Source organism: Pantoea sp. GABEPS69 (assembly GCF_045780835.1).
GTDB classification, from domain to species: Bacteria; Pseudomonadota; Gammaproteobacteria; order Enterobacterales; family Enterobacteriaceae; genus Pantoea; species Pantoea septica.
In genome coordinates this window covers 1,546,733-1,571,645 of the sequence record NZ_CP118618.1, presented here as the reverse complement: position 1 = coordinate 1,571,645, position 24,913 = coordinate 1,546,733, and the positions used below count along the sequence as shown (strand labels likewise).

General features: G+C 58.3%; 29 protein-coding genes. 20 read left to right on the top strand and 9 right to left on the bottom strand.

The window, feature by feature from the left end; all coding sequences use genetic code 11:
• The first annotated feature begins 8 nt into the window (after nucleotides 1–8).
• Entirely contained in the window at nucleotides 9–1,286 is a 1,278-nt protein-coding gene (locus PVE98_RS07485; RefSeq protein WP_048781566.1) for an Arm DNA-binding domain-containing protein, read from the top strand.
• 35 nt (nucleotides 1,287–1,321) lie between these two features.
• Here the strand turns inward: PVE98_RS07485 and fliE are convergent, their stop codons facing one another.
• Complete coding sequence (gene fliE, locus PVE98_RS07480; RefSeq protein ID WP_033749815.1) at nucleotides 1,322–1,633, bottom strand: flagellar hook-basal body complex protein FliE; 312 nt, start codon at nucleotides 1,631–1,633, stop codon at nucleotides 1,322–1,324.
• 232 nt (nucleotides 1,634–1,865) lie between these two features.
• On the opposite strand from fliE, the gene fliF reads away from it, so the two are divergent.
• From fliF to PVE98_RS07405, 15 genes are all read left to right on the top strand, one after another.
• On the top strand, nucleotides 1,866–3,569 hold the full coding sequence (fliF, locus tag PVE98_RS07475; protein ID WP_096073379.1) for a flagellar basal-body MS-ring/collar protein FliF: 1,704 nt from the start codon (nucleotides 1,866–1,868) through the stop codon (nucleotides 3,567–3,569).
• Nucleotides 3,566–4,558: a flagellar motor switch protein FliG gene (gene fliG / locus PVE98_RS07470; protein ID WP_033749817.1), complete on the top strand. Its 993-nt coding sequence runs from the start codon at nucleotides 3,566–3,568 to the stop codon at nucleotides 4,556–4,558. Before fliF ends, fliG begins: the two co-directional genes overlap by 4 nt.
• Entirely contained in the window at nucleotides 4,551–5,243 is a 693-nt protein-coding gene (gene fliH, locus PVE98_RS07465; protein ID WP_096073380.1) for a flagellar assembly protein FliH, read from the top strand. The genes fliG and fliH overlap by 8 nt, the downstream gene beginning before the upstream one ends.
• A complete protein-coding gene (gene fliI / locus PVE98_RS07460; RefSeq protein ID WP_033749819.1) occupies nucleotides 5,243–6,595 on the top strand; it encodes a flagellar protein export ATPase FliI in 1,353 nt (450 codons plus the stop codon). Before fliH ends, fliI begins: the two co-directional genes overlap by 1 nt.
• 26 nt (nucleotides 6,596–6,621) lie before the next feature.
• On the top strand, nucleotides 6,622–7,065 hold the full coding sequence (gene fliJ, locus PVE98_RS07455; RefSeq protein ID WP_033749821.1) for a flagellar export protein FliJ: 444 nt from the start codon (nucleotides 6,622–6,624) through the stop codon (nucleotides 7,063–7,065).
• Nucleotides 7,062–8,339, top strand: a complete 1,278-nt coding sequence (locus PVE98_RS07450) for a flagellar hook-length control protein FliK (RefSeq protein ID WP_096073381.1) — start codon at nucleotides 7,062–7,064, stop codon at nucleotides 8,337–8,339. Before fliJ ends, PVE98_RS07450 begins: the two co-directional genes overlap by 4 nt.
• Before the next feature lie 129 nt (nucleotides 8,340–8,468).
• Entirely contained in the window at nucleotides 8,469–8,954 is a 486-nt protein-coding gene (gene fliL, locus PVE98_RS07445) for a flagellar basal body-associated protein FliL (protein ID WP_033749823.1), read from the top strand.
• A gap of 4 nt (nucleotides 8,955–8,958) precedes the next feature.
• Nucleotides 8,959–9,966 carry a flagellar motor switch protein FliM gene (gene fliM, locus PVE98_RS07440; protein WP_033749825.1) on the top strand — a complete coding sequence of 336 codons (1,008 nt, stop codon included), beginning with the start codon at nucleotides 8,959–8,961 and terminating at the stop codon, nucleotides 9,964–9,966.
• Entirely contained in the window at nucleotides 9,959–10,363 is a 405-nt protein-coding gene (gene fliN, locus PVE98_RS07435) for a flagellar motor switch protein FliN (protein ID WP_033749826.1), read from the top strand. The genes fliM and fliN overlap by 8 nt, the downstream gene beginning before the upstream one ends.
• 5 nt (nucleotides 10,364–10,368) lie before the next feature.
• A complete protein-coding gene (gene fliO, locus PVE98_RS07430) occupies nucleotides 10,369–10,758 on the top strand; it encodes a flagellar biosynthetic protein FliO (RefSeq protein ID WP_096073917.1) in 390 nt (129 codons plus the stop codon).
• Nucleotides 10,758–11,489: a flagellar type III secretion system pore protein FliP gene (gene fliP / locus PVE98_RS07425; RefSeq protein ID WP_033750714.1), complete on the top strand. Its 732-nt coding sequence runs from the start codon at nucleotides 10,758–10,760 to the stop codon at nucleotides 11,487–11,489. Before fliO ends, fliP begins: the two co-directional genes overlap by 1 nt.
• A 25-nt stretch (nucleotides 11,490–11,514) precedes the next feature.
• Complete coding sequence (gene fliQ / locus PVE98_RS07420; protein ID WP_033749828.1) at nucleotides 11,515–11,784, top strand: flagellar biosynthesis protein FliQ; 270 nt, start codon at nucleotides 11,515–11,517, stop codon at nucleotides 11,782–11,784.
• Entirely contained in the window at nucleotides 11,784–12,569 is a 786-nt protein-coding gene (gene fliR / locus PVE98_RS07415) for a flagellar biosynthetic protein FliR (RefSeq protein WP_033749829.1), read from the top strand. Before fliQ ends, fliR begins: the two co-directional genes overlap by 1 nt.
• A gap of 635 nt (nucleotides 12,570–13,204) precedes the next feature.
• Nucleotides 13,205–13,840 (top strand): transcriptional regulator RcsA, encoded by a 636-nt coding sequence (gene rcsA, locus PVE98_RS07410; RefSeq protein ID WP_033749830.1) that lies wholly within the window; start codon nucleotides 13,205–13,207, stop codon nucleotides 13,838–13,840.
• 134 nt (nucleotides 13,841–13,974) lie between these two features.
• Entirely contained in the window at nucleotides 13,975–15,687 is a 1,713-nt protein-coding gene (locus PVE98_RS07405) for a methyl-accepting chemotaxis protein (protein ID WP_051905601.1), read from the top strand.
• A 126-nt stretch (nucleotides 15,688–15,813) separates the two neighbouring features.
• Here the strand turns inward: PVE98_RS07405 and dsrB are convergent, their stop codons facing one another.
• Nucleotides 15,814–16,008 (bottom strand): protein DsrB, encoded by a 195-nt coding sequence (gene dsrB, locus PVE98_RS07400; RefSeq protein WP_096073382.1) that lies wholly within the window; start codon nucleotides 16,006–16,008, stop codon nucleotides 15,814–15,816.
• Nucleotides 16,009–16,062: 54 nt separating this feature from the next.
• Nucleotides 16,063–16,221, bottom strand: a complete 159-nt coding sequence (locus PVE98_RS07395; RefSeq protein ID WP_033749833.1) for a YqaE/Pmp3 family membrane protein — start codon at nucleotides 16,219–16,221, stop codon at nucleotides 16,063–16,065.
• A gap of 357 nt (nucleotides 16,222–16,578) precedes the next feature.
• Here PVE98_RS07395 and PVE98_RS07390 point away from each other — a divergent pair, with 357 nt between their 5' ends.
• From PVE98_RS07390 to PVE98_RS07380, 3 genes are all read left to right on the top strand, one after another.
• Nucleotides 16,579–16,815: a DUF2525 domain-containing protein gene (locus PVE98_RS07390; RefSeq protein WP_096073383.1), complete on the top strand. Its 237-nt coding sequence runs from the start codon at nucleotides 16,579–16,581 to the stop codon at nucleotides 16,813–16,815.
• A gap of 346 nt (nucleotides 16,816–17,161) precedes the next feature.
• The gene (locus PVE98_RS07385) at nucleotides 17,162–17,950 is read left to right on the top strand and encodes a mannosyl-3-phosphoglycerate phosphatase-related protein (protein ID WP_096073384.1); all 789 of its coding nucleotides are present in this window, start codon (nucleotides 17,162–17,164) and stop codon (nucleotides 17,948–17,950) included.
• Nucleotides 17,951–17,983: 33 nt separating this feature from the next.
• The gene (locus PVE98_RS07380; protein ID WP_033749838.1) at nucleotides 17,984–19,204 is read left to right on the top strand and encodes a glycosyl transferase; all 1,221 of its coding nucleotides are present in this window, start codon (nucleotides 17,984–17,986) and stop codon (nucleotides 19,202–19,204) included.
• Here the strand turns inward: PVE98_RS07380 and dgcQ are convergent.
• The 6 genes from dgcQ to PVE98_RS07350 all read right to left on the bottom strand — a co-directional run bounded on the left by dgcQ (nucleotide 19,201) and on the right by PVE98_RS07350 (nucleotide 23,227).
• A complete protein-coding gene (gene dgcQ, locus PVE98_RS07375; RefSeq protein WP_096073385.1) occupies nucleotides 19,201–20,850 on the bottom strand; it encodes a cellulose biosynthesis regulator diguanylate cyclase DgcQ in 1,650 nt (549 codons plus the stop codon). The genes PVE98_RS07380 and dgcQ overlap by 4 nt on opposite strands.
• A gap of 109 nt (nucleotides 20,851–20,959) precedes the next feature.
• Nucleotides 20,960–21,139, bottom strand: coding sequence for a YodC family protein (locus PVE98_RS07370; RefSeq protein ID WP_033749842.1), 180 nt, complete (start codon nucleotides 21,137–21,139; stop codon nucleotides 20,960–20,962).
• 178 nt (nucleotides 21,140–21,317) lie between these two features.
• Nucleotides 21,318–21,449 (bottom strand): hypothetical protein, encoded by a 132-nt coding sequence (locus PVE98_RS07365; protein WP_255351574.1) that lies wholly within the window; start codon nucleotides 21,447–21,449, stop codon nucleotides 21,318–21,320.
• 41 nt (nucleotides 21,450–21,490) lie between these two features.
• Nucleotides 21,491–22,402 carry a DUF808 domain-containing protein gene (locus PVE98_RS07360; protein WP_033749843.1) on the bottom strand — a complete coding sequence of 304 codons (912 nt, stop codon included), beginning with the start codon at nucleotides 22,400–22,402 and terminating at the stop codon, nucleotides 21,491–21,493.
• Between the two features lie 10 nt (nucleotides 22,403–22,412).
• Nucleotides 22,413–22,685 carry a hypothetical protein gene (locus PVE98_RS07355; RefSeq protein ID WP_033791378.1) on the bottom strand — a complete coding sequence of 91 codons (273 nt, stop codon included), beginning with the start codon at nucleotides 22,683–22,685 and terminating at the stop codon, nucleotides 22,413–22,415.
• Nucleotides 22,686–22,750: 65 nt separating this feature from the next.
• Nucleotides 22,751–23,227 carry a very short patch repair endonuclease gene (locus PVE98_RS07350; RefSeq protein WP_033791379.1) on the bottom strand — a complete coding sequence of 159 codons (477 nt, stop codon included), beginning with the start codon at nucleotides 23,225–23,227 and terminating at the stop codon, nucleotides 22,751–22,753.
• 187 nt (nucleotides 23,228–23,414) lie between these two features.
• On the opposite strand from PVE98_RS07350, the gene dcm reads away from it, so the two are divergent.
• Nucleotides 23,415–24,809: a DNA (cytosine-5-)-methyltransferase gene (dcm, locus tag PVE98_RS07345; RefSeq protein ID WP_407568558.1), complete on the top strand. Its 1,395-nt coding sequence runs from the start codon at nucleotides 23,415–23,417 to the stop codon at nucleotides 24,807–24,809.
• Nucleotides 24,810–24,913 lie beyond the last annotated feature (104 nt).

The following is a 24,913-nucleotide window of genomic DNA, read 5'->3' as shown; positions in this document are numbered from 1 at the left end:
GATAAACAATGGCAGCATACCCAAAAGGCGTCGAGAACCACGGAGGGTTCTTGCGCATCAGCTTCCAGTATCAGGGGGTGCGAGTGAGAGAGTCGCTCGGCATTCCCGATACTGCTAAAAACAGGAAGTCGGCAGGCGAGCTGCGGGCTAACATCGTCTACGAGATAAAGACCGGATCGTTCAGTTATCAGAAGACCTTCCCCGAATCAGCCAACCTTTCCCGCTTCTGTGCAATAAAGGAAGAACTCAGCGTAAAAGAGATGGCAGAGCGCTGGCTCGCAATAAAGGAGTCAGAGATAAGCCGCAACACTCTGGCCTCATACAGAACGCGACTGAACACCACCATCGGCATCATTGGATCCGACAGGATGATACGCGCCATCCGGACAGAAGATATTCAGCGCATGCGCATGGAGCTTCTGAAAGGCAGCTACGTATACGGGCGAGGCAAGAATATGCACGGCAAGGGCCGGTCAGTGGCTTACGTCAATACCTGCATGTCAGACCTGCATTCGCTATTCAAATTCGCCCACGAGAACGGCTATGCCGATCGCAATGTTATCTCTACCCTGTCGCCTCTTAAAAAGGACAAGCCGCAACCTGACCCGTTAACCCGGGAGGAATTCACCAGGCTGATTGATGCCTGCCAGTCGCGCCAGCTGAAAAACTTCTGGTCACTCGCCGTCTACAGCGGCATGCGCCACGGTGAGCTTTGCGCGCTGGCGTGGGAAGACATCGACCTGATTAAGGGCAGGGTTACGGTGAGACGCAACCTGACCATTCAGGACGATTTTACTCCACCTAAGACGGCATCCGGAGAGCGCACAGTTTTCCTGGTTGATTCAGCGGTCAGGGTGCTGAAAGACCAGTTGGAACTGACGCGCATGCGGCCGCCAGCATCTGTCACTATGCATTCCCGCGAGTACGGCAAAAGCAGCAAAGAAGAGCTTACCTTCGTATTCAATCCCAAAGTTACCGCAGTTAACAGAGCAAGCGACGATTACTACACGGTAGCCTCTATTCCTCAGACGTGGCGTTCTGCAATAAAGCGCGCCGGCATTACCTACCGAAAGCCATATCAGTCCAGACACACCTACGCGTGCTGGTCATTGTCTGCAGGAGCAAACCCCAACTTCATCGCCAGTCAGATGGGGCATGCTAATGCGCAGATGGTGTATCAGGTATACGGATCCTGGATGAAGGAAAATGACGAAGCACAAAGGAGCCTACTCAACGAAAAACTGAACGAGTTTGTCCCATCCATGCCCCACACCAAAGCGATCTAACCTTTAATTTTATATTTATTAGTTAGTTAGATGACCTAAACCTGCATATTCATAATATCGGTATAAGCCGCCACCAGCTTATTCCTCACCTGAATCCCCATCTGCATCGAGATAGAAGACTTCTGCATATCCACCATTACATCGTTTAGCGCGATGCCCGGCTTGCCCATTTCAAAATCCTGCGCCTGCGTGCGGGCGGTGTTCTGCGTATCGCTGATCTTATCAAGCGCCGCTTTCATGGTGGCGGCGAAGTCGACCGGCTGCGTCGCCTCGCTGCTTTTGTTACTGGCCTGCAGCGAAGTCAGCTGAAGCTGCTGTAAAACGCCGTCGATTGCCTGAATGGACATGCCGTTACCTCATTGAAAGAGAGATGGAATTTTCTACGTTCAAAAAGTTATCACATTGTCAATGAGACAAAGGCGCTAAATAACCGCAAAAAACCCGGCTTATTCGCCCATCGAATTTTGCGATAAAGAAAATAATGCCATGCATTGAAGTGGAGTTTCTTTTACGCAGTGTCAGGGAGTCTGTTTTGTCACTACAACAAACCCGGTCAATTATGTCAGGCAGGAATAGGTCATGAACGCGAGCGCAGCCGCTACACAGGATTCAGCCAAAAAAGGTTTCAGTGACCTTATCGCTCGCCTGCGCGCTAACCCGCGTATTCCCCTTATCGTTGCCGCCGCCGCCGCTATCGCCATCGTGATGGCGCTGGTGCTGTGGGCGAAAGCGCCCGATTACCGCGTGCTGTACAACAATCTCTCTAATGAAGACGGCGGCGCGATTGTTACCCAGCTCACCCAGATGAACATCCCCTATCGCTTCGCCGATAACGGCGGCGCGCTGATGGTGCCGGCGGAAAAGGTGCATGAGCTGCGCCTGCGCCTGGCGCAGCAGGGGCTGCCGAAAGGCGGATCGGTGGGCTTTGAGCTGCTCGATCAAGAGAAGTTCGGTATCAGCCAGTTCAGCGAGCAGGTCAACTACCAGCGCGCGCTGGAAGGCGAGCTGGCGCGCACCATCGAAACCTTAGGGCCGGTGAAAACCGCGCGCGTCCATCTGGCGATGCCGAAGCCGACGCTGTTCGTGCGCGAGCAGAAAGCGCCTTCCGCCTCGGTCACCCTGAACCTGCAGCCTGGCCGCGCGCTCGATGAGGGCCAAATCCAGGCCATCGTGCATATGGTCTCCAGCAGCGTGGCGGGCCTGCCGCCGGGCAACGTTACCGTTGTCGATCAGAGCGGACGCCTGCTGACGCGTTCAGACAGCGAAGGCCGCGACCTCAACGATGCACAGCTGAAATATACCGCCGAAGTCGAAGCGCGCTACCAGCAGCGCATCGAAGCGATCCTGAATCCGATTCTCGGCCAGGGCAACGTGCACGCGCAGGTGACGGCGCAGATCAACTTCGACAAGAGCGAGCAGACCGACGAGAAGTATCAGCCGAACGGCAACCCGAGCAGCACCGCTATCCGCTCGCGTCAGACCAGCACCAGCGATCAGACCGGTAGCCCGTATCCGGGCGGCGTGCCGGGTGCCCTCTCCAACCAGCCAGCGCCGGCCAACACCGCGCCGGTCAATGCGCCGAACGCGCAGAACGGGCAAAACGCGCAGAACGGCCAGCAGAACAACGCGAACAACGGCACGGCCAGCAGCAGCGTGCCGACCAACTCGCGCCGCGACGATACCGTGAACTATGAGCTGGACCGTACCATTCGCCACACCAAAATGAACGTCGGCGACGTGCAGCGCCTCTCAGTCGCGGTAGTAGTTAACTATCGTGCCGACGACAAAGGCAAGGCGATCGCCCTTAACGAACAGCAGCTGAAGCAGGTTGAAGATCTGACGCGCGAAGCGATGGGCTATTCCCAGCCGCGCGGCGACAGCGTCAACGTGGTCAACTCCGAGTTCACCGCAGCCGATCCAACCAGCGGCGACCTGCCGTTCTGGCAGCAGCAGGCCTTCTTCGATCAGATGATGAACGTCGGCAAATGGCTGCTGATCGCGCTGGTCGCCTTCATCCTCTACCGCAAAATGGTGCGTCCGCAGCTGATGCGTAAACGCGAAGCGGAAAAAGCCGCCGTGGAAGCCGCAGAACAGCGCGCCGCCGCCGTGCAAGAGGAAGAAGCCTACAGCGTACAGCTCAGCAAAGATGAGCAGGATGCAGAGCGCAAGTCTAGCAACCGCATGAGCGCCGAGGTGATGAGCCAGCGCATCCGCGATATGTCCGAGAACGATCCGCGCGTCGTTGCGCTGGTTATCCGCGAATGGATGAGTAAAGAACTATGAGTCTGACCGGAACTGAAAAAAGCGCCATCCTGATGATGACCATCGGCGAAGAGCGCGCCGCCGAGGTGTTCAAGCACCTTAACCAGCGTGAAGTGCAGCACCTGAGCGCCGCGATGGCGAATATGCGCCAGGTGTCGCACAAGCAGCTTACCGAGATCCTGCGTGAGTTCGAGACCGACGCCGAGCAGTTCGCGGCGCTGAGCCTCAACTCCAACGAGTACCTGCGTTCGGTGCTGACCAAAGCGCTGGGCGAAGAGCGCGCCGCCAGCCTGCTGGAGGATATTCTCGAGTCCCGCGAGACCACCAGCGGCATGGAAACGCTCAACTTTATGGAGCCGCAGGCTGCCGCCGATCTTATCCGCGACGAGCATCCGCAGATCATCGCGACTATCCTGGTGCACCTTAAGCGTGGCCAGGCGGCGGATATCCTGGCGCTGTTCGACGAACGCCTGCGTCATGACGTCATGCTGCGTATTGCCACCTTCGGCGGCGTACAGCCGGCGGCGCTGGCAGAGCTGACCGAAGTGCTCAACGGCCTGCTGGACGGCACCAACCTCAAGCGCGCGAAGATGGGCGGCGTGAGAACCGCGGCGGAAATCATCAACCTGATGAAAACGCAGCAGGAAGAGGCGGTTATCGAAGCGGTTCGCGACTTCGACGGCGAACTGGCGCAGAAAATTATCGACGAGATGTTCCTGTTCGAGAACCTGGTGGAAGTGGACGACCGCAGCATCCAGCGTCTGCTGCAGGAAGTGGAGTCCGAGCAGCTGCTGGTCGCGCTGAAAGGCGCCGAGCAGCCGCTGCGCGAGAAGTTCCTCAAGAACATGTCGGCGCGCGCCGCCGATATCCTGCGCGACGACCTCGCCAACCGCGGTCCGGTACGTATGTCGGCGGTGGAGAACGAACAGAAAGCTATCCTGCTTATCGTGCGCCGTCTGGCGGAATCGGGCGAGATGGTAATTGGCAGCAGCGAGGAAACCTATGTCTGATGCCTTTTCCGCCCGCCCGTGGCAGCTCTGGCAGCCTGATGATTTAGGCCGCCGCGACGAGCCGGCGCCGGAAATCCTGCCGGAGCCTGAGGTGTTTGAATCGGAAGCCGACGAGCAGCAGCAGCTCTTCGAGCGCATGCAGCAGCAGGCGCGCAAAGAGTCGCAGGCGCAGGGCTATAACGAAGGCCATCAGCAGGGCTTCACCGAAGGCCAGAAAGCGGGCTACGACGCCGGCTTTCAGCAGGGGCTGGCCGATGCGCAGCAGCAGCAGGCGCCGCTTCAGGCGCGCATGCAGCAGCTGGTTACCGAGTTCCAGCACTCGCTGGAGGCGCTCGACAGCGTCATCGCCTCGCGTCTGATGCAGCTGGCGCTGGAAGCCGCGCGCCAGGTCATCGGCCAGGCGACCACGGTGGACGGCAGCGCCCTGCTGCGTCAAATCCAGCAGCTGCTGCAGCAGGAGCCGATGTTTAGCGGCAAACCGCAGCTGCGCGTGCATCCCGACGATCTGCAGCGTATCGAGCAGACCCTCGGTCCGACGCTCGATCTGCACGGCTGGCGTTTGCTGGCCGACAGCACGCTGCATCCTGGCGGCTGCAAGCTGAGCGCCGAAGATGGCGATCTCGACGCCAGCGTGGCGACGCGCTGGCAGGAGCTGTGCCGTCTCGCCGCGCCAGGAGAGTTTTAATGACCTCGCGACTTTCCCGCTGGCTGGGCGCGCTCGACGCCTTTGAAACCCGCATCGCGCAGGTGCAGCCGGTGCGCCGCTACGGCCGTCTGACGCGCGCCACCGGTCTGGTGCTGGAGGCGACCGGCCTGCAGCTGCCGCTCGGCGCCACCTGCGTTATCGAACGCAACGACGGCAAGAACCTGACCGAAGTCGAAAGCGAAGTGGTGGGCTTTAACGGCCAGAAACTCTTTCTGATGCCGCTGGAAGAGGTCGACGGCATTCTGCCCGGCGCCCGCGTCTATGCGCGCGACAGCGGCCACAGCGGCAAACAGCTGCTGCTCGGCCCGGAACTGCTGGGCCGGGTGCTCGACGGCAGCGGCAAGCCGCTCGACGGTCTGCCGTCGCCCGATACCGGCTACCGCGCGCCGCTGATCACCCCGCCCTTCAACCCGCTGCAGCGCACGCCGATTACCGACGTGCTCGACACCGGCGTACGCGCCATCAATGCTCTGCTTACCGTCGGGCGCGGCCAGCGTATGGGCCTGTTCGCCGGTTCCGGCGTCGGCAAGAGCGTGCTGCTCGGCATGATGGCGCGCTATACCCAGGCGGACGTCATCGTGGTCGGGCTGATCGGCGAGCGCGGCCGCGAAGTAAAAGATTTTATTGAAAATATTCTCGGCGCCGAAGGCCGTGCGCGTTCGGTGGTGATCGCCGCGCCCGCGGACGTCTCGCCGCTGCTGCGTATGCAGGGCGCCGCCTACGCCACGCGCATCGCTGAAGATTTTCGCGATCGCGGCCAGCACGTGCTGCTGATCATGGACTCCCTGACGCGTTACGCCATGGCGCAGCGCGAGATCGCGCTGGCCATCGGTGAGCCGCCTGCCACCAAAGGCTATCCGCCCTCGGTGTTCGCCAAGCTGCCGGCGCTTGTGGAACGCGCCGGCAACGGCACGCACGGCGGCGGCTCGATTACCGCCTTCTATACCGTACTGACCGAAGGCGACGATCAGCAGGATCCTATCGCCGACTCGGCGCGCGCTATTCTCGACGGCCATATCGTGCTGTCGCGTCGGCTGGCCGAAGCGGGCCACTACCCGGCGATCGATATCGAGGCCTCTATCAGCCGCGCCATGACCGCGCTGATCGACGAGGATCATTACGCGCGGGTGCGTCAGTTTAAGCAGCTGCTCTCCAGCTTCCAGCGCAACCGCGACCTGGTGAGCGTCGGCGCCTACGCCGCAGGCAGCGATCCGATGCTGGACAAGGCGATCCGCCTCTACCCGCAGATGGAAGCCTTTCTGCAACAGGGCATTTTTGAACGCAGCCACTACGACGACGCCTGCCTGCATCTGCATGCGCTGTTCGGCTAACGGCGGCGTAACGGGAGGAGTAAGCGATGAAGAGCGCCAGTGCCATCGACACGCTGCGCGATTTAGCGGAGCAGGATCTGGAGAAAGCGGTGATGCACCTCGGCGATATGCGCCGCGGCGTGCGCCAGGCGGACGAGCAGCTCACCATGCTGCTCGACTACCAGGATGAGTACCGCAATAAGCTAAACAGCGATATGTCGGGCGGCATCGCCACCACGCGCTGGACCAACTACCACCAGTTTATTCAGACGCTGGAACAGGCGATCGAGCAGCATCGCGCTCAGCTGAGACAGTGGAATCAGCGTCTGGAGCAGGCGCTGGCCAGCTGGCGCGAGAAGCAGCAGCGTCTTAACGCCTATCAGACGCTGATCAGCCGCGCGGCGGACAACGCATTACGAGTAGAAAACCGTCTCGATCAGAAACGGATGGATGAATACGCCCAACGGGCCGCATTGAGGAAAGGCGAATGATTACGCTGCCAAATATTGTCACCGCCGCCAGCGCGAAAGGCGAGCTGAAAAGTTCAGATTCCGCTGAGGTTTTGCACAGCGTCAAATCGCTGCCGCAGGACTTTCTGACCGAGCTGGGCAACCGTCTGCTGACGCTGGCGAAACAGCAGGGAAACGCGGCGCAATCTGCTGAAAGCGCAGAGGAAAAGGAGGACGCGCCTGCGCTAAAGGGTCAGCCTGACGCGCTGCTGACCGCCTTTGACAAAACCGAGGGTTTGAATGCGCTGCTGACGCCGGAAAATATTAAAGCCGCCACCAAATCCGCCGATGATAAGGATAAGGCGAGCGCGGAAACCTTAACCAGCAGCGAGGCGCAGACCATGCAGGCGCTGTTCGCCATGCTGCCAGCGTCGCCGGTTGCGCAGAGCAGCGTTTCCGCCGCTTCCGTCGCCGCCGAGTCGGGCGCCGACACGCGCCGCGGCGCGCTCGCAGGCAATGCGCTCTCGACGCTGAGCCAGGCGCTGAGCAATTCGCTGGCGCAAAGCGCGTCGCCATCGGCCAGCGCGCCAGCGCACGCTGAGACGAAGGCGAGCCCAACGCAGCTGAACGCCGCATCAACGGGCGCGGCAGCCAGCACGGCCAACGCCAGTGCGCCGCTGACGCTGGACGGCAGCTTTCAGCAGGCACTGAGCAACTTTAGCCGACAGGATGAAAAAAGCGCGCCGCTGACGCAGACGGACAGCAGCGCGCTGACCAGTACGCCGGCCAGCAGCAGCACGGCGCCGCTGATGACGCAGACCGCCTCGGCCACGACCAGTACGCCGTCGACGCCGATGCTCAACGCGCAGCTGGGCAGCGACGAATGGCAGCAGGCTCTGAGCCAGCAGATTGTCATGTTCACCCGCAACGGCCAGCAAAACGCCGAGCTGCGGCTACATCCGGCGGATCTGGGCGCCATCCAGATCAGCCTGAAGCTGGATAACGACCAGGCGCAAATCAGTATGGCCTCCAGCCACAGCCACGTCAGGGCCGCGCTGGAAGCCGCCCTTCCGCAGCTGCGTAACGCGCTGGCGGAAAGCGGCATTAACCTGGGACAGAGTCAGGTAAGCAGTGACAGCTTCGCGCAGAGCCAGGGCTTCCAGCAGCAGCAACAGCAGCAGGAGGCGCGCCGCGACGGACAGCACGGCACCTTCTCTCTCTCCCAGGATGACGATAGCGAGATAACGCCGATCGCCGTTCCCGCCGCCCTTCAGGCGCGCATCCTCGGCACCGGCGCTGTCGATACTTTTGCCTGACAGCGACAAACGCTGAAGGTAAGCGTAAAACCCGCGTCTTTTCTTCCCATTGTTTGACTTAAGACGCGGGATAATCTGTCCAGGCAAACCGAGAGGTTTGCCGATAATTCACAGGAAGTTACTGCAAAAATGTCTGATAACGCGAAAGCAAAAGGCCGCAAACGTTCACTCTTAATTCCGGTGTTGCTCATTGTAACGCTGGCCGCTTGTAGCGTGGCAGGCTATGCAGTCTGGCGAATGATGAATAAACATGAGAGTGGCACACCGGAAGCTGCGAAAGTAGAACCGCCACCCGCTCCCGTCTTTTTTGCGCTTGATACCTTTACGGTCAACCTGATCAATCCCGACAACGATCCGGACCGCGTACTGTACGTAGGCTTTACCCTGCGTCTGCCGGACGAGGATACCCGTCGTCGGATGAATGATTATCTGCCGGAAGTGCGTAGCCGCCTGCTGCTGCTGCTCTCGCGACAGAGCGCCGCCGCGCTGGCGTCGGAGCAAGGTAAGCAAGCGCTGATTGAACAGATTAAGCAGGTGCTGTCACCTCCGCTGGTGAAAGGACAGCCTGCGCAGGTGGTAAATGACGTACTGTTTACCGCCTTCATTTTGAGGTAAACCAATGGGCGATAGCATTCTCTCCCAGGCTGAAATTGACGCGCTGCTTAATGGCGACAGTGACAGCGCGGTAGATGAAAAGAGTCAAAGCGGGCCGGAAGGCGACATTCGTCCTTACGACCCTAATACCCAGCGTCGCGTGGTGCGCGAGCGCCTTCAGGCGCTGGAGATTATTAACGAGCGTTTCGCCCGACATTTCCGTATGGCGCTGTTTAACCTGCTGCGCCGCAGCCCGGATATCAGCGTCGGTGCGATCAAGATTCAGCCGTATCACGAGTTTGCCCGCAACCTGCCGGTGCCGACCAACCTGAATCTTATCCACCTGAAACCGCTGCGCGGAACGGCGCTGGTGGTGTTCTCGCCGAGCCTGGTGTTTATCGCCGTGGATAACCTGTTCGGCGGTGACGGCCGCTTCCCCACCAAGGTGGAAGGCCGTGAGTTTACCCACACCGAGCAGCGCGTGATCCGCCGCATGCTGAAGCTGGCGCTGGAAGGCTACAGCGACGCGTGGAAGGCGATCTACCCGCTCGACGTGGAATATGTCCGCTCTGAAATGCAGGTGAAGTTCACCAATATCACCACCTCGCCGAACGATATCGTGGTCAACACGCCGTTCCAGGTCGAGATTGGCAACCTGGTGGGCGAGTTCAACATCTGTATTCCGTTCTCGATGATTGAGCCGCTGCGCGAACTGCTGGTTAACCCGCCGCTGGAGAACTCCCGCACCGAGGATAACCACTGGCGCGAGAACCTGGTGAAACAGGTGCAGCATTCGGAACTGGAGCTGATCGCTCACTTTGCCGAAACCTCGCTGCGGCTGTCGCGCATTTTGCAGCTGAAGCCTGGCGACGTGCTGCCGATCGAGAAACCAGAGCGCATTATCGCGCACGTCGATGGCGTCCCGGTGCTGACCAGTCAGTACGGCACCATGAACGGCCAGTACGCCCTGCGCGTCGAGCATTTGATTAACCCGATTTTGAATTCGCTGAATGAGGAACAGCCCAATGAGTGACAGCAATAAACCGTCCGACGACATCTCTGCGGACGATCTGTGGGCTGAGGCGATGAATGAGCAGGCCGTTAGCAGCGCACCGCAGGCCGACGACGTCTTCAAAACGTTCGAAAGCAGCGCTGCCGCCGGTTCGCTGCAGGACATCGACCTGATTATGGATATCCCGGTCAAGCTTACCGTCGAACTGGGCCGCACCAAAATGACCATTAAAGAGCTGCTGCGCCTGACGCAGGGTTCCGTGGTGGCGCTGGACGGTCTGGCGGGCGAGCCGCTCGATATCCTGATCAACGGCTACCTGATCGCCCAGGGCGAAGTGGTGGTGGTTAACGATAAGTATGGCGTACGCATCACCGACATTATTACGCCGTCTGAACGTATGCGTCGTCTGAGCCGCTAAATATGATGAACACCCAGTCCCACGCGCTGCAGCCCGCAGCGCCGGCCATCTCCGGCGGTTCCGTCGTGACCCAGGTCAGCAGCGTGCTGGCCGTGATTGTCCTGCTGATCCTCGCCTGCGCCTGGCTGGCGCGCCGCCTCGGCTTCGCGCCGAAAACGGTAAGCAGCCAGGCGCTGAAGGTGAGCGCCAGCGTACAGGTCGGCCAGCGCGAACGCGTGGTGATTGTGGATACCGCCGAGGCGCGCCTGGTGCTGGGCGTTACAGCAGCGCAGATTACCCATCTGCACACGCTGCCGCCGGTGGCGCCGGATGCCCGTCCGGCCGCCGCGGCCGCACCGCAAGATTTCCGTCAGCTGTTGCAAAACCTGGTTAAACGTCCCGGAAAACCCCAATGATGCGTCGACTGCTCTCTCTTCTGCCGCTATTACTGCTGGCGCCGGCCGCTCATGCCCAGCTGCCGGGACTGGTGAGCCATGCGTTGCCCAATGGCGGACAAAGCTGGTCGCTGCCGGTGCAGACGCTGGTTTTTATTACCTCGCTGACCTTTATTCCCGCCGTGCTGCTGATGATGACCAGCTTTACCCGCATCATCATCGTGTTCGGCCTGCTGCGCAACGCCCTCGGCACGCCCTCCGCGCCGCCGAATCAGGTGATGCTCGGCCTCGCGCTCTTTCTGACCTTCTTTATTATGGCGCCGACCTTCGACAAGATTTACGACGACGCCTATCTGCCCTTTAGCCAGGACAAAATCAGCATGGACGTCGCGCTGGAGAAAGGCGCGCAGCCGCTACGCGACTTTATGCTGCGTCAGACGCGCGAAGCGGACCTGGCGCTGTTCGCCCGCCTGGCGAATACCCCGCCCATCGAAGGGCCGGAAGCGGTACCGATGCGCATTCTGCTGCCCGCCTACGTCACCAGCGAGCTGAAGACCGCCTTTCAGATTGGCTTTACCGTTTTTATCCCGTTTCTGATTATCGACCTGGTGGTCGCCAGCGTGCTGATGGCGCTGGGGATGATGATGGTGCCGCCGGCAACCATCTCGCTGCCGTTCAAACTGATGCTGTTTGTACTGGTGGATGGCTGGCAGCTGCTGGTCGGTTCGCTGGCGCAAAGCTTCTATTCCTGATTATTCCGATTTCCCGGAGAAACTAATGACGCCAGAATCCGTTATGGCAATGGGCCAGGATGCGCTGCGCCTGGCGCTGATGCTCGCCGCGCCGCTGCTGCTGGCGGCGCTGGTCAGCGGGCTGATTATCAGTCTGCTGCAGGCGGCGACCCAGGTGAACGAGCAGACGCTTTCCTTTATACCGAAGGTGCTGGCCGTGGCAGCGACGGGCGTGATTGCCGGCCCCTGGATGCTGAATCTGGTGCTGGACTATATCCGCACCCTCTTCAGCAACCTGCCTTATATGATCGGCTAATGGTTACCCTCGACAGCGACCAGCTGGTCCACTGGGTCAGTCAGTTTTTCTGGCCGCTGGCGCGTATGCTGGCGCTGTTCGCCACCGCGCCGCTGCTGAGCGAGCGCGCTATCAGCAAACGCGTCAAAATCGGCCTGGCGGCGTTAATCACCTGGATAATGGTGCCAACGCTGCCTTCAGTCGAGGTAACGCTGTTTTCGCCCGCGGGCTTCTGGCTGCTGCTGCAGCAGATGCTGATTGGTATCGGGCTGGGGTTCACGATGCAGCTGGCGTTTGCTGCGGTGCGCCTCTCTGGCGAGGTGATCGGTTTACAGATGGGCCTCTCTTTCGCCACCTTTTTCGATCCAGGCAGTCGCTTAAATATGCCGGTTCTGGCCCGTTTTCTCGATATGCTGGCAATGCTGCTGTTCCTGACCTTCAACGGACACCTCTGGCTGATCTCGTTGCTGGCGGACAGTTTTCATACATTGCCGATTGGCGGGCAGCCGTTAAACGCCAACGCTTTTAATGCACTGGTCAAAGCAGGCGGTTTAATTTTCCTTAATGGCATGATGTTAGCGCTACCCTTAATCGTTTTGCTGCTTCTGATTAACCTGGTACTGGGTTTGTTAAACCGTGTTACACCTCAGCTCTCTATTTTCGCGGTTGGCTTCCCAATTACCTTAACAGTGGGAATTTTGACCATGGGGTTGATGATGCCTTTGGTTGCGCCCTTCTGTGAGCATCTGTTCAGCGAAGTCTTTGATTTGCTCGCCCAGTTCCTATCGGAACTGTCTCACCCCTGATGATTAAGTATCTCACTATCTTTCTAAAGTGATACTTAAGCCACCTAAAACATTCTGTGCATTTTTCAAACCAGTTTTCTCAGAAATCAACTAAGGAAATTCTGATAAGTGAGAAGTAACTCTGAAAATTATTCTTATTAAACCGCGCTTCAAGTATTTTATTTCACAGATTCCCGGTACAGCTAACTTGGTGGAATCGTTGACAAAATCGGCAACAGATTGTTTTGGAACAAAAAAAATCCTTTAACGATTTTTCTTGTCAGGACCTTTTTTTTCCGGCATTGTCAACACTCGCTAAAACGTCACACTTTCGTGAATCAAATGTTTTTAAGAATCGTCCTATCAGAATTGACTGTGTTATGCGCGATAGTGACGAGGATCTCAAAACAGGGTGTTATGCACGCTTATTGCAAACCGCCAGCGATTCCCGCTATCACTGGAGGGATAAGTGACGTTAAGGCAGCACAAAAACAACTTTGCAGAAACGGGTCAGGGAAGAATACTTTTGGCAGGCGTATGGCCTGTCGCCAGACTGCTGAGCAGAATAAAAAAGTGTCTTAGAAATCTCTCTCGTACCGCAACGCGTAATTCATCGTTGATTTAAACGGATAACAAATTGGTGAGGGTCGCTAAACATGCCAACGATTATTATGGATTCATGCAACTACACACGCCTGGGATTATCGGACTATATGTCCTGTAAGGGAGTCAAAAAGAAAAACATCTTTTCTGTCTCCGATATTGAGCAATTACAGCAGCGCTGCGAACAGTTAAAACCTGGCGTAGTGTTTATTAACGAAGAATGTTTTATCCATGAATCAGATTCCAGCGACCGCATCCGAAATATTATTATGCAGCACCCGGAAACGCTGTTCTTCATCTTCATGGCCATTTCTAATATCCATTTTGAGGAATACCTCTACGTTCGTAAGAACTTGATTATTACATCAAAATCGATAAAAACGACGACACTTGACTCCTTACTCAGCACCTATTTGCAGAAAAAGCTCAACGCGTCTACCCGTATTTCATCAGGTCTGGATGTACACCCTCTGACGTTAAGTCAGACGGAGTCAAATATGCTGAAAATGTGGATGTCAGGTCATGACACCATTCAGATCTCAGACAAGATGCAAATTAAGGCCAAGACCGTTTCGTCACACAAAGGAAATATTAAACGCAAGATCAAAACCCATAATAAACAGGTTATCTATCATGTGGTGCGTTTAACTGACAATGTGACGTCAGGTATCTATGTCAACGTGAGATAGTCAACTCGCGAAAGAACCGGCCGCCAGGCCGGTTTTTTTTCGCCTTTTTTGCGAGCCAGATCTCACTCCACCCTCTAACCCTTTCCCCTTCTCTGCCGATGTTAGTTTCATAACCCCGACATGAGATCAAGGATATGAACACACCACTGGATTCTTCCACGCCGTCCAAGGCTGGCCTGTGGCGCAACCTGCGCCTGGTGCCGCTCTTCAGTATGATTTTCGGCGGTATTCTGCTGCTGTTTGCCCTCTGTATCGCCCTTGCCAGCTATTTTCTCATCCAGAGCAACCAGTCGCTTAAGGATGCCACCGACGAGATCCAGGTACGTATGGGGATCTCCAACAGCTCTAACCACCTGCGCACCGCGCGCCTTTATATTATCCAGGCTGGCGCCGCCGCTCGCATCGGCGAGATGGATGAGTTTAAAGCCAGCGTCGCTGCGACCGAAAAGCGTATTCAGCAGGCGCAGGAAGGCTTTAAGGTTTATCAGGAACGGAAGATCAAAACCCCTGAAGATATCGCGCTCGACGCCCCGCTGACGGCGCGCTTCAACGACTATGTCGAAAAGGGGCTGAAGCCGATGATCAACGCCGGCAAACAGGGCAGCTTCGAGGGCATTATCGCGCAGGAGACCGACGTCACGCGCAAACTCGACAACGCCTATAACGACGTGCTGCTGCAGGCGATTAAATTGCGTAACCAGCGCGCCGACGCCATTAACGCCACGGCGGCGCATCAGTCGCGCATCGGCTTTATCGCGATGGCGGTCGCCTTCGCCGCCGCCTTGCTGCTGACGCTGATGACCTTTGTGTTCTTGCGTCGCGTGGTGATCAGTCCGCTGCGCCAGTCGGTCGCGCGTATTGAGCGCATTGCGCAGGGCGACCTCACCGCCCCGCCGGAACCGCACGGCCGCAGCGAAATTGGCACGCTGCTGCATAACCTGCAGCTGATGCAGGATTCGCTGGTGAAAACCGTCGGCACGGTGCGTGAAGGCGCGGTGGCGATCTATCAGGGCTCCGGCGAAATCTCTGCCGGGAATACCGATCTCTCTTCCCGTACCGAGCAGCAGGCCGCCGCGCTGGAGCAGACCGCCGCCAGCATGGAGCAGTTAACCGCCACGGTGAAACAAAACGCCGAGAACGCTCACCACGCCAGCCAGCTGGCGGCAGACGCCTCCGGCAAAGCCCGCAGCGGTGGCGAGCTGGTGAGCGGCGTGGTGAAAACCATGACTAATATCTCCGGCAGCTCAAAGAAAATCGCCGAAATCACCAACGTCATCAACAGCATCGCCTTCCAGACCAATATTCTGGCGCTGAACGCCGCGGTGGAAGCGGCGCGCGCCGGCGAACAGGGTCGCGGCTTCGCGGTAGTCGCCAGCGAGGTACGCAGCCTGGCGCAGCGCAGCGCTCAGGCGGCCAAAGAGATTGAGTCGCTGATTGCGGAGTCGGTCAATTTGATCAAAGACGGTTCGCATCAGGTCGGCGAAGCGGGCGAAACCATGGGCGAGATTGTCGAAGCGGTACGCCGCGTCACCGATATCATGGCGGAGATCGCTGCCGCCTCGGATGAACAGAGCCGCGGCATTCAGCAGGTCAGCCAGGCGGTCACCGAGATGGATAACGTCACGCAGCAAAACGCCTCGCTGGTGGAAGAGGCCTCTGCAGCAGCCGCATCGCTGGAAGATCAGGCTGGTAAACTCACCAAAGCTGTCGCCGCGTTTCGCCTGCAGGAGCATCCGGCGCTGACAACAGCAACGGTGGCTGCTGCTGCGCCCGCGCTGAAATCGCCGCGCCTGACGCCGCGTCCGGCACTGGCGACCTCCGGCAACGACAACTGGGAAACGTTCTAAGGCAGAGAAAAATAAAGGCGCTCTGAGGCGCCTTTATTATTGTCGATTTAGCATGAAATAAGGCGCCGTCTGGCGCCTTATTATTGCCGCGATATTCAGAGAGAATAAAAGCAACGCCCTGCGCATCTATTCCGCCACATAAGGCTCGACAAATATCCCTTCCGGATGATCGCCTTCATTAAAAAACCAGATGCCGAGCGGATAATCTTCCAGCGCCACCAGATACATGACCCCTTCGTTAAACGGCTCTACAGCGAGAATAGTGCCGAGGCGGCGCGGGCCGCCATCGGTCTTTACGGTGACGCGGTCATTGACCTTCATGCGCGTTGCTCCTGATGATTTTCCTGTGCATCAGTGTAAACGATGAGGCCCGCCTCAGCGACGCGCAATCACCCAAACCGCATGAATGATACCGGGGATATAGCCGCACAGCGTCAGTAGAATATTGAGCCAGAAAGCGCCGCCAAAACCGACCTGCATAAATACGCCCAGCGGCGGCAGAATAATAGCGATAATAATGCGTAACAGATCCATGGTCTCTCCTTGTCACGTTATGGTTTAACTCCGCCTGTAACTATAGACGATGCCGCTGATAACAAAGGAAAAACCAGGTAAATTTACGTAAGCGGGCGCTTTTTCGCTTTCTTAACGTTTCGCGACAAGACTTCTGACACGGCAACCTTTTACACTTCTTTTACTGCTCCACCCCAAAGGGGCAGTCAACCTAAAAGTAACAAGGATTTTGCCCGCGCAGCGCGGGCTTTTTTTTTGCCTGTTTCTTTTCCTGCCGCAGAGTTATTCACCTGCCCTGGCCGCCGTCTATACTTAGCTGATCCGTCGCAATCCCTGGTCGGAGATAAGCGAAATATCCTTTTAAACAAAAGGAGAGCGATGATGGCGCAAATTAATCCAGGCGGCCCTGACCTTCAGCCCGGCGAGAAACCCGACGTGGACTCGCTGCTCGACAGCCTGCCGCGCAGCACGGCGGCCCTCCCGCAAACCTTCCCCGAGGTGGACAACAGCCGCCATCTCAGAACCGGCGGCCGGGCCTGGGGAAGCAGTATTGAACTGGCGGACGAGTATGAACTCGATATTCGCGACTGCACCTGTAACGAAATGAACCGCTAATCGCAGGCCAAAAAAAACCCGGCAGGGAGCGCCGGGTAAATAACCACGTAAATTCGTTACATCAGGAAATGCTTGATACCTCTGCAGAGTACGCCTGACCGACGCTAAGACAAGTCCTGGCTATGCACAATACTGCTGCCCTTTTTGTATGAAACCCCCTGGCGTTACCGGAAACAGCCTGATTTCAGCCGCTTTGCGCCATGCGTTTTTTGTGCATCCCGCTTCGCTTTATCGTCAGGTTTTAAGAATTATCCTGGATGTGCCGTACGACAGACGAAAAGCAGGCGCAATCTGGTATCAACTATAATACTGAAAATCCGCCAGTTAATGTCGCAAGGAGCCTGCTATGCCCAGTTTGCAACAGCCGCTGTTAGTGATTACCGATCTGGATGGTTCCCTGCTCGATCATCATACCTACCGCTGGGATGCCGCCGCAGAATGGCTGGCTGAACTGCAGCGTCAACAGGTGCCGGTCGTGCTCTGCTCCAGTAAAACCGCAGCGGAAATCGCGCCGCTGCAAAAGCGTCTCGGCCTGACGAATACCCCATTTATCGCGGAAAACGGCGCGGTGGTGCAGATGTCGGCGCAGCGACGCGAACGGATCCCGCCGCAGAGCCTCGCCTATGAGGCGCTCTGCCGCACGTTGAGCACGCTACAGCCTGGCTTTCGCTTTCAGGGCTTCAGCCGCTTCACCGATGCCGAAGTCGCCGCGATGACCGGTCTGACCGAAAGCGACTCGGGGCTGGCGCGCCAGCGCGAAGCGTCGGAAGTGATTGTCTGGCGCGACGACGAAGAGAAGCTGGAGGCGTTTCGCGCCGCGCTGGCGCAGCATCAGCTGCAGCTGACCCAGGGCGGGCGCTTCTGGCACGTCATGCCCGCAGGCAGCGGCAAAGGCGAAGCGCTGCGCTGGCTGCTCGGCCAGTATGACAGCGCGCCCGCCACCATCGGCCTCGGCGACGGCCCCAACGACGCGCCGATGCTGGATGCGGTTGACTACGCCGTGGTGATAAAAGGCTACAGCAAAACGCCGGTGACGCTGACCCGGCAGGACAGGCAACGGATCTACCATACGGCGCACTACGGCCCCGAAGGCTGGAAAGAGGGACTCGACTATTTCCTGACTCAGCCCGATTAAGCCGCAACCACTGATGATTAAAAGGATGGCGCGATGAGTGATTTTTATCAGAATGGCGTGATTACCAACTTTCATAATCTGACCAACCGCAGCGTTGAGTCGCTGGAAAAAGAGATGGTGCGCTTCGCGCGCAAACGCAAAATGGGGCTGATTCTCCCGTCGCTCTTCTCCGAACTGGAAGGACCGGCGCTGGGCAATATCGTCGATGAGCTGGCCAAAGTGCCCTACCTCGACGAGATCGTTATCGGGCTCGATCGCGCCGACCGCGATCAGTTTCTCTTCGCGCGCGAATTTTTTTCGCGCCTGCCGCAGCGCCACCGCATTTTATGGAATGACGGCCCGCGCCTGAAGGCGATCGACGCCGAGTTGGATAAAGAGGGGCTTTCGCCTTCCCAGCCGGGCAAAGGGCGCAACGTCTGGTTCTGCACCGGCTTCACTCTCGCCTCGGATCGCACACAGTGCGTGGCGCTGCACGACTGCGATATCGTGACTTACGAACGCGGCATGCTGGCGCGTCTGCTCTATCCGCTGGCGAACCCGGCGTTTCAGTATGAGTTCTGCAAAGGGTTTTACGCACGCGTCGCCGACGGCAAGCTGAACGGCCGCGTAGGCCGCTTGCTGGTCGGCCCGCTGCTGCGCTCGCTGCAAAAGGTGTATGGCCACTCCGAATATCTCGACTATCTCGCCAGCTTCCGCTACCCGCTGTCGGGCGAATTCGCCATGCGCACCCACGTGCTCAACGGCATTAAAATTCCCGGCGACTGGGGGCTGGAGATTGGCGTGCTGTCGGAAATTTACCGCAACTACACCACGCGTCAGACCTGTCAGGTCGAGATCGCCGACAACTATGACCACAAACACCAGCCGCTGGCGGAAGATGACGGCACCGGCGGCCTGAAGCGCATGAGCAGCGATATCGTGCAGTCGCTGCTGCGTAAGCTGGCGACGATGGGCGTGCCGCTGACCAGCGACTCGTTCCGCGTGCTGAAGGCAACCTACTACCGCAACGCGCTCGATATGATGGAGATCTACAACCACGAAGCGGCGATGAACGGCCTGAAGTTTGACCAGCATATCGAAGAAGCGGCGGTAGAGATGTTCACCCAGTCGATTCTGGAGGCGGGACAAGCCTTTATCGAGCGTCCTAACGATAAGCCGTTTATTCCCAGCTGGAGCCGCGTTCAGTCCGCCTTCCCCGATATCCTGCAGCGTATCTATCAGGCGGTGGAAGAGGACAACGCCGGCAACGTTTAACCTCCAGCTACCACGCGGTTGCGGCCCTGACTTTTCGCCAGATAGAGTCGGCGGTCCGCTTCCGCCTGCAGGCTAGTCGTCTGGTAGTCGCCCTGCTCTTCGCTGCTGGCGACGCCTGCGGAGAGCGTTACGCTAAAACAGTGGCTGGCGTTGACCAGAATGGTTTTCGCCGCCAGACGCTCGCGCATCCGCTCCGCTACCTTTTCCGCATCCGCCAGGCCGGTTTCCGGCAGCACCACGCAGAACTCCTCGCCGCCGACGCGGCCGGCCAGGTCGTTTTTCCGCAGCGCCTGGGAAACGATCGCGGCGACGCGCATCAGCGCCTGGTCGCCCGCCTGATGGCCCCAGGTGTCGTTCACCGCTTTAAAGTGGTCGATATCGAGCTGGATCACCGCCAGCGGCGCGTTAAGCGCCCGGCAGCGCGTCGCCTCCGCTTCGAAGCGTTCAAAAAAGGCGCTGCGGTTAAGCAGCCGCGTCAGGCCGTCGTAGCTGGCGCGCCACGCCAGCCGGTCGGAGAGCTGGCTCAGCCGTCGCACCAGACGCACAATGATTTGATGCGCCAGCAGCAGCAGCAGCACGAACAGCAGCCACATCACCAGCATAAACAGCATGGCGCGTCCTAAATCCTGGCGTAGCCCTTGTGCCAGAATTTGCTGATTCACCAGATAGCCGTCTACGTTTTTCAACCTGCTCCAGCTGATGAACTGATGCTCAAGCCGCAGCGTGCCCTGCGGCTGACGCGCAATCTGCGCATAGAGCTGCCGCTGCGCGCCGTCGCTCAGCGGCTTAGCATCCGACGCGTTAAGGGAGGCCACGAGCTGCTGCGCTTTGTCGAGCAGCACCACGCTGCCCTGCAGCGCGCTGTGGTGCATGTTACTCAACTGACTGGCGATACGCTGCTGCGTGAAATCCATCGACAGCGCGCCATACCAGTAGCCGTTGATAAAGATAGGCGTGCTGACCGTCAGCATCGCGCCCTCATCCTCCCCGCCCTGATAGACGGCAGACCAGCGCAGCTCCTGAGGCGACGCCAGCGTCGCCATGGCGCGAAACCAGGGGCGGGAAACCATGGTGGCGTAGTTGGCGGCGAGCGCGGAGAGGCTTTGCGGCGGACGCGAGGTGATAAAGAATCCGGCGCGCGAGGTGTACCAGAAGCGCGAATGGAAATCGGCTTCCGCATCGCTGAACTGCATAATAAAGCTGAACTCCAGCGCCGCGAGCACCTCGCCGTCAAGCCGGGCCGGATCGCGCTGCAGCAGCGCGTCCTGCGCCAGCCCGCTGTCGCCGACACCGTTGATCGGCATGCTGCGCGGCATATTGAGCCGCAGCTGCCATGCCGGTTGCGCGCGCAGCTGCTGAAACTCCGCCAGCGCGCGGCGCGCGTGGTGAGCGTCGAGCGGATGCGCCAGCGCATAGGTGAACATGCGCCGGTAATAGATCATCCCGTCGATGCTCTCCTGAAACTGGCTCTCCAGCCCGTTCTGCATATCCGCCAGCGCTGCGCGCTGCCGATCTTCATAGTTGATTTTCAGCGTGTGGAGTTCACGCCAGGTCAGAAAAAAAGAGAAAAGAAAGACCGCTAAAAACAAGAGATGAACGCGCAGTTCGGGACGCAATTTACGAATAGAGAGCGGCAAAGCAGCCATCAGCAACGGTGCTCCGAATAACGGGGATCAGGCGAGTATAGCAGGCGCAGGGGATCAAAAAATGAGGGAAATCACGGGGGATGAATAGCGCATCCCCGTTGAATAGCGCTTAGCTGGCGAGCTGCGTCTCAGAAATCGCGTGGCTCAGCTCATCCTGGTGAAAGGCTTCGCGGCGCACGGCGTAGCCATCATACCAGCGACACTCTACCATTCCGCTGGCGTAGCCGGTAACAACCATGGCAGGCCCGCCCTCTTTATGCTGCACTTCATCGCTAATCGTAAAGCTCATAACGCATCCCTCTTTTGACCGTTAAAAGAACCTTTTTATCTATAGCAGCCATCTGGACACCCTGCCCGTTAAGGCATGGAAAAAAAGCGTAAATTCAGAATAAAGTGGTAATAAATGTTGAAAATAAAAAAAGCGGATAAAAAGGCTTATCCGCTTTTAACATCTACTGGCGCTGAAATCAGATTTTGCAGCCTTCGCAATCCGCTTCGTCGCCTAAGTCGTCAGGCACTTCATTGACCTTTTCCGCCGCTTTGGCTTCGGCCTGCTCAAGCTGGGCATCAATATCAAATTCAAACATATCGTCGTTCATAGCGTCTCCTCTCCTGACTTCACATCATATGGCAGTGCGCTTTATACCGATTTACCGCGCAGTTTAGCAATCAGATTCACCGCTAACAGCACGATCGACCCAACGATAAAACCGAGCACCAGGTTGGCGCCGTTGCTGAGCAAACTGGCCACTAGCCCGCTCATATCGCCGGTAATCGATTCGATCAGATGATGCAGCGGCGTCAGTCCGTGCACGATAATGCCGCCGCCGACCAGGAACATCGCCAGCGTGCCGACCACCGATAAAATTTTCATCAGCCAGGGCGCGAACGCCAGCAAAAAGCGACCGATGCCCTGCGCGATCGAGGAGGATTTCTCATTCAGCCAGTAGCCGAGATCGTCGATTTTAACGATGGCGGCGACGATGCCATAGACCCCGATCGTCACCAGAATCGCGATGCCGGCGAGGATAAGAACCTGATTAAGCAGCGGCGCATCGGAAACGATGCCGAGGGTAATGGCGACAATCTCTGCGGAAAGAATAAAGTCGGTGCGCACCGCGCCCTTGACTTTGTTCTTCTCGAATTCGCGCGGATCCTGCTGCGCCAGCTTGTCCAGCCGCTGCTGGCGCGCCTCCGGGCTTTTCTCCTGCTTATCGTGCTGCAGGCTATGCATCACTTTTTCTACCCCTTCATAGCAGAGGTAGGCGCCGCCGATCATCAGCAGCGGCGTGATAAGCCAGGGGGCGAAGGCGGAGATCAGCAGCGCCAGCGGCACCAGGATCAGCTTATTAAGAAAAGATCCCTTGGCGACGCCCCATACGACCGGCAATTCGCGATTGGCCTTAACGCCCGTTACCTGCTGCGCGTTCAGCGACAGATCGTCACCCAGCACGCCCGCCGTTTTTTTCGCCGCCACTTTGCCCATGACGGAAATATCATCCAGAAGTGTTGCAATATCATCTAATAAAGTCAGTAAGCTGGATCCTGCCAAAATATCTTCCTTATTCCGGTTCGTTATGTTGACAACAGGGACAGCGTTCCAGCGTCGCGACGGTGATGTCAGCGATGCCGTCGCACTCCCACTCTACGCGGACCGCGCCTGCCAGCTCGCCTGCATGCAGGTATTTGCTGACCGGGCTTTCCGTCATGCCGGTGATCTCCTCCGTCGCGACCAGGGTGTCGCCGATATAGACGCGTGCGGTCGCATGGGCGTTGACCATGCGCTCGTCGCGCAGCTGATAGAGGCGTTTTACCGTCAGTTTAATACTGCTCATCCACAACTCCTGATCGCGGGGGAAGGCGAAATCTAACCCGGCGAAGCCGACAAGGCAAGGCGACCTCAGCGCGGGCGATAGTGCTGAATGCCGTTGTGATCGATCTCGGCGCTCTGGTCCATCGCCAGCAGCCACTCCTCCAGCCGCTCCTGCAGATCGCCGTCGCTGAGCCGCAGTTTGTTGCGCAGCGCGCACTCCCAGATAATCAGCACCTTCCAGCCGCTCTCCTGCAGCTGGCGCACGTAGCGATTATCGCGCTCGACGTTGCTGTTGATCTTGCCGACCCAAAACTCGGTGCGCGTCGCCGGCACCTTAAAGAGATAGCAGTGGTGGTGATGCCAGAAACAGCCGTGCACGAAGATAATCGCCTGCTGCTCCAGCAGAACGAAATCGGGACGGCCCGGCAGATTCTTATCCTGAACGCGGTAAGCGAAACCGCGATCCTTTAGCAGCTGCGCCACCCGCAGTTCAATGGCGGTGTCCTGCTGGCGTATCGCACGCATATTTTTGCTGCGCGTCGTGCTGGAGTGTACATCGGCCATGGCGTCTCCTTTTTGCCTTCTCTATCAACTTTAGCCTGACTCACTGAAAGCGAAAGCCTGCGCCGCGCTTAGCGAGGCGGGTAAAATCCCGGCGATGCGTCCTGCAACGGCCTTAAGGCATCGCACGCCAATTTCTTCGCAGCCAGAGGAGTGTTAGCATAGCCCGTTCACAGTTAAGGAAAAACGCATGCTTGTCGATGACGCCACCGCAATGACGGAACCCGCTTCTCCCCTGCTCTCTGCCGATAGCGAAACCGCTGACCTGATGCGCCAGGCGCTGGCGATTTACGCCGCGCGCGATTTAGCCGCGACATTTCACCAGGCGGGCTTCCACGACTGGACGCCGCAGCAGCTGACCCGTCTGCGGCAAAACAAAAGCGCGCTGCCGCCGCTGAGCGAAGGCGAACTCACGCTGTTGCGCACTCTGCTGCCGACGCGTCCGGCCCACTACGACAACCCGCTGTTTCGCTTTATCGATCTCTTCGCGGGCATCGGCGGCATCCGCCGCGGCTTCGACGCCATCGGCGGAAAGTGCGTTTTTACCAGCGAGTGGAACAAAGAGGCGGTGCGCACCTACAAGGCGAATCACTACAGCGATCCGCAGGAGCACAGCTTCAATACTGATATCCGCCTGATAACCCAGCCAGACGGCCTGCGCGACGAGGCGGCTATCTATCGCCATATCGACGCGGCGATCCCCGATCACCAGGTGCTGCTGGCCGGTTTTCCCTGCCAGCCTTTTTCGCTGGCGGGCGTCAGCAAAAAGAATGCGCTGGGCCGCGCGCACGGCTTCGAGTGCGAAGCGCAGGGCACATTGTTTTTCGACGTGGCCCGCATTATCGCCGCCAAAAAGCCGCCGATCTTCGTGCTGGAGAATGTCAAAAATCTCAAAAGCCACGATAAAGGCCGTACCTTCGCCGTCATTATGGCGACGCTGGACGAGCTGGGCTACGACGTGGCGGACGCTGATGCCGCCGCGCCGGACGCGAAAATCATCGACGCGCGCCACTTTCTGCCGCAGCACCGCGAGCGTATCGTGCTGGTTGGCATCCGCCGCGACTATCCCTTCAGCAACACGCTGTCGCTGCGTCAAATCCAGCAGCTTTATCCGCCTGCAGTGCCGAGTCTGCAAAGCCTGCTGGAGCCTGAACCGGAAGAGAAATATATTCTTTCCGCCCAGCTGTGGCGCTACCTCTACGACTACGCCAGAAAACATAAAGCGAAAGGCAACGGCTTCGGCTTCGGGCTGAACGATCCGCGTCAGGCCGACGTCTGCGTCCGCACCCTCTCGGCGCGCTACTACAAAGACGGCTCAGAAATCCTTATCGATCGCGGCTGGGATCGCGCGCTGGGCGAAGCGGACTTCAGCAACGCCGCCAATATGGCGCGTCGTCCACGCCGCCTCTCGCCGCGCGAGTGCGCGCGCCTGATGGGCTTTGAGGCGCCAGGCGAACGCCGCTTCCGCATCCCCGTTTCCGACACCCAGGCCTACAAGCAGTTCGGCAATTCGGTGGTGGTGCCGGTTTTCGCCGCGGTAGCGAAGCTGCTGTTGCCCTATATCAGGCAGATAAATCAGCCGTAACAGGTCCAGAGTTTAGCTTAGTCACGCGCATTATGCTGTTTTTCGGCGAATGCGCTCGCTGTCACAATGCTGTCACGCAACCGGCGAATACTCGCTTTTATTTT

Bases quoted from the DNA above. Each gene is read 5' to 3' on its own strand.
- PVE98_RS07485 (WP_048781566.1), top strand. From the start codon at position 9: ATGGCAGCATACCCAAAAGGCGTCGAGAACCACGGAGGGTTCTTGCGC.
- fliE (WP_033749815.1), bottom strand. From the start codon at position 1,633: ATGTCCATTCAGGCAATCGACGGCGTTTTACAGCAGCTTCAGCTGACT.
- fliF (WP_096073379.1), top strand. From the start codon at position 1,866: ATGAACGCGAGCGCAGCCGCTACACAGGATTCAGCCAAAAAAGGTTTC.
- fliG (WP_033749817.1), top strand. From the start codon at position 3,566: ATGAGTCTGACCGGAACTGAAAAAAGCGCCATCCTGATGATGACCATC.
- fliH (WP_096073380.1), top strand. From the start codon at position 4,551: ATGTCTGATGCCTTTTCCGCCCGCCCGTGGCAGCTCTGGCAGCCTGAT.
- fliI (WP_033749819.1), top strand. From the start codon at position 5,243: ATGACCTCGCGACTTTCCCGCTGGCTGGGCGCGCTCGACGCCTTTGAA.
- fliJ (WP_033749821.1), top strand. From the start codon at position 6,622: ATGAAGAGCGCCAGTGCCATCGACACGCTGCGCGATTTAGCGGAGCAG.
- PVE98_RS07450 (WP_096073381.1), top strand. From the start codon at position 7,062: ATGATTACGCTGCCAAATATTGTCACCGCCGCCAGCGCGAAAGGCGAG.
- fliL (WP_033749823.1), top strand. From the start codon at position 8,469: ATGTCTGATAACGCGAAAGCAAAAGGCCGCAAACGTTCACTCTTAATT.
- fliM (WP_033749825.1), top strand. From the start codon at position 8,959: ATGGGCGATAGCATTCTCTCCCAGGCTGAAATTGACGCGCTGCTTAAT.
- fliN (WP_033749826.1), top strand. From the start codon at position 9,959: ATGAGTGACAGCAATAAACCGTCCGACGACATCTCTGCGGACGATCTG.
- fliO (WP_096073917.1), top strand. From the start codon at position 10,369: ATGAACACCCAGTCCCACGCGCTGCAGCCCGCAGCGCCGGCCATCTCC.
- fliP (WP_033750714.1), top strand. From the start codon at position 10,758: ATGCGTCGACTGCTCTCTCTTCTGCCGCTATTACTGCTGGCGCCGGCC.
- fliQ (WP_033749828.1), top strand. From the start codon at position 11,515: ATGACGCCAGAATCCGTTATGGCAATGGGCCAGGATGCGCTGCGCCTG.
- fliR (WP_033749829.1), top strand. From the start codon at position 11,784: ATGGTTACCCTCGACAGCGACCAGCTGGTCCACTGGGTCAGTCAGTTT.
- rcsA (WP_033749830.1), top strand. From the start codon at position 13,205: ATGCCAACGATTATTATGGATTCATGCAACTACACACGCCTGGGATTA.
- PVE98_RS07405 (WP_051905601.1), top strand. From the start codon at position 13,975: ATGAACACACCACTGGATTCTTCCACGCCGTCCAAGGCTGGCCTGTGG.
- dsrB (WP_096073382.1), bottom strand. From the start codon at position 16,008: ATGAAGGTCAATGACCGCGTCACCGTAAAGACCGATGGCGGCCCGCGC.
- PVE98_RS07395 (WP_033749833.1), bottom strand. From the start codon at position 16,221: ATGGATCTGTTACGCATTATTATCGCTATTATTCTGCCGCCGCTGGGC.
- PVE98_RS07390 (WP_096073383.1), top strand. From the start codon at position 16,579: ATGATGGCGCAAATTAATCCAGGCGGCCCTGACCTTCAGCCCGGCGAG.
- PVE98_RS07385 (WP_096073384.1), top strand. From the start codon at position 17,162: ATGCCCAGTTTGCAACAGCCGCTGTTAGTGATTACCGATCTGGATGGT.
- PVE98_RS07380 (WP_033749838.1), top strand. From the start codon at position 17,984: ATGAGTGATTTTTATCAGAATGGCGTGATTACCAACTTTCATAATCTG.
- dgcQ (WP_096073385.1), bottom strand. From the start codon at position 20,850: ATGGCTGCTTTGCCGCTCTCTATTCGTAAATTGCGTCCCGAACTGCGC.
- PVE98_RS07370 (WP_033749842.1), bottom strand. From the start codon at position 21,139: ATGAGCTTTACGATTAGCGATGAAGTGCAGCATAAAGAGGGCGGGCCT.
- PVE98_RS07365 (WP_255351574.1), bottom strand. From the start codon at position 21,449: ATGAACGACGATATGTTTGAATTTGATATTGATGCCCAGCTTGAGCAG.
- PVE98_RS07355 (WP_033791378.1), bottom strand. From the start codon at position 22,685: ATGAGCAGTATTAAACTGACGGTAAAACGCCTCTATCAGCTGCGCGAC.
- PVE98_RS07350 (WP_033791379.1), bottom strand. From the start codon at position 23,227: ATGGCCGATGTACACTCCAGCACGACGCGCAGCAAAAATATGCGTGCG.
- dcm (WP_407568558.1), top strand. From the start codon at position 23,415: ATGCTTGTCGATGACGCCACCGCAATGACGGAACCCGCTTCTCCCCTG.